2 protein-coding genes are annotated in these 2,236 nt (G+C 66.1%); both read right to left on the reverse strand.

Annotation, left to right across the window (positions count from 1 at the left end):
* On the reverse strand, positions 1-952 hold a 952-nt coding region (gene hflK / locus AC1DYI_RS33255), incomplete at its 3' end, for an FtsH protease activity modulator HflK (protein WP_477208378.1).
* 43 nt (positions 953-995) lie between these two features.
* The gene (gene hflX, locus AC1DYI_RS33260) at positions 996-2,204 is read right to left on the reverse strand and encodes a GTPase HflX (protein WP_477208379.1); all 1,209 of its coding nucleotides are present in this window, start codon (positions 2,202-2,204) and stop codon (positions 996-998) included.
* Between the last annotated feature and the right edge of the window lie 32 nt (positions 2,205-2,236).

Genomic DNA, 2,236 nt, shown 5'->3' on the forward strand with positions numbered 1-2,236 from the left:
CAGCATCACCCTCTGCGGTGGCGATGATGCGGGAGCGGTAGCCCTCGGCCTCGGCATGCAGGCGCGACGACGCGCCCTGCGCCTTGGGGATCACATCGCTGGCGTAGGCCTGGCCTTCGTTCTTGAAGCGGTCGCGGTCGGCACCGGCTTTGACGGCATCGTCGAACGACGCCTGCACCTGCTCGGGCACGGCCACGTTCTGCAAGTTCACGTTCTTGATCGTGACACCGGCGTTCAGCTTGTCGAGCTGCGATTGGATTGATTTTGCGAGGAGGGTCGCGATCGCATCGCGCTTCTCGTACAGCACCGAGTCGACATTGCTGCTTCCGACGATCTCGCGCACCGCCGATTCGCTCGCCTGCACGACCGCCTGGTCAGTGTCGCGGTTCTCGAACAGGAAGGCCCGCGCATCCTTCAGCACGTACTGCACGATGAAGCGGATGTCGACGATGTTCTCGTCTTGCGTCAGCATCGAAGAATCGCGCAGTCCGGTGGCCTGGCCGATCGTGTTGCGGCCGACCTCGACCGAGCGCAGCTGCGTCACAGGCACCGTCTCGTGGGCCTGGAACGGGTACGGCAGGCGGTACTGCATGCCGGCGGCCACCGTGCTGGTGTATTTGCCGAAGGTGGTCACCACCGCCTGGTTGCCTTCCTGGACGATGAACAGGCCGCTGCCGGCCCAGATCAGCACCACCAGGCCAACGATCAGGCCGAGGCCAATGCCCGCACTCTTCATGTCGGGCTGGAAGCCGGGGTCTTCCGGGCCGCCACGGGGGCCACCACCTTTGCCGCCGAACAGGCCCGACAGCTTGCGGTTGAAATCACGCCACAGCTCGTCCAGGTCCGGCGGGCCATCGTGGCGGCCGTTGGCCATCACGAGAGCGCGCGCGGCACGTGCGATCGCGCCGAGGCGGGCGCCGAAGCCAGGGGCATCGGGTTGAAGGGTTCGCATGCTCATGCCATGGGGCCCGTATGAATGGGATGGGAAGTCGTGTTCAGTGGCGCGGCGTCGGCGCCACGCTGCCGTCAGGCAAGGTGAAGGCTTCGGGCTCAGAACTCAAGGGCGGCGGCGCCGCATGCGCCGCAATAAGCTGGCGCAAGGTGCCCAGGCCGTCGCCGGTCAAGGCGCTGACGAACACCCGCTGCACCCGCACATTGGGTGCCACTTCGAGCTCGTCGTGCAGCACGCGCGGCCGCAAAGCCGGCTCGATGCGGTCGAGCTTGTTGAAGACCAGGATCTGCGGAACGCCCTGGGCGCCGATTTCTTCCAGCACGCGCTCGACCTCGGCCTGCTGCTCTTGGAGCACCGGGCTGCTGGCGTCGATGACGTGCAGCAGCAGGTCCGCATCGGCCGCCTCTTGCAAGGTGGCCTGGAAGGCTTCGACCAGTTTGTGCGGCAGGTCGCGGATGAAACCCACCGTGTCCGACAACGAGACCGAGCGACCAGCTTCACCCAAATAGAGCGAACGGGTCGTCGTGTCCAGCGTTGCAAACAACTGGTCGGCGGCATAGGCGCGGGCCTTGACCAACGCATTGAACAAGGTCGACTTGCCCGCGTTGGTGTAGCCGACCAGCGAGACCTTGTAGGTGCCGCTGYGTTCGCGCGCACGCCGTTGCGTACCGCGCTGGCGCTTGACCTTTTCCAGCCGCTCTTTGACCGACTTGATGCGGTCGCCGATCATCCGACGATCGAGTTCGATCTGCGCCTCACCCGGGCCACCGCGATGACCAACACCGCCGCGCTGCCGCTCCAAGTGGCTCCAGCGCCGGACCAATCGAGTCGACAGGTACTGCAGCCGTGCCAGCTCCACCTGGAGCTTGCCTTCGTGGCTCTTCGCGCGGGCCGCGAAGATCTCGAGGATCAACGCGGTGCGGTCGGCCACCGGCACGCCGAGATGGCGCTCCAGATTGCGTTGCTGGGCGGGGGACAAGGCCTGGTCGAAGATCACGCCATGGGCACCATGGGCTTGCACCATCAGCTTGATCTCATCGGCCTTTCCCGAGCCGACGAACAGGGCCGGGTCAGGCGCCTTGCGTTTGGCAATGACGCGAGCCACCGGCTCATCGCCGGCCGATTCGGCCAGCAACGCCAGTTCGTCGAGGGTGGGGTCGAAGGATGAGCCCGGACCGAAGTCCACGCCGACGAGAACTGCCCGCGCCGCTTCGTTATCAGCGGGCGCGGGCGGGTAAGCGTCGGCGCTCAAGGTCGGTCGTGAAGCCAAGTCGCCTGCGGCAG

The sequence above is a fragment of the Ideonella sp. P3_A4 genome, from assembly GCF_056403075.1.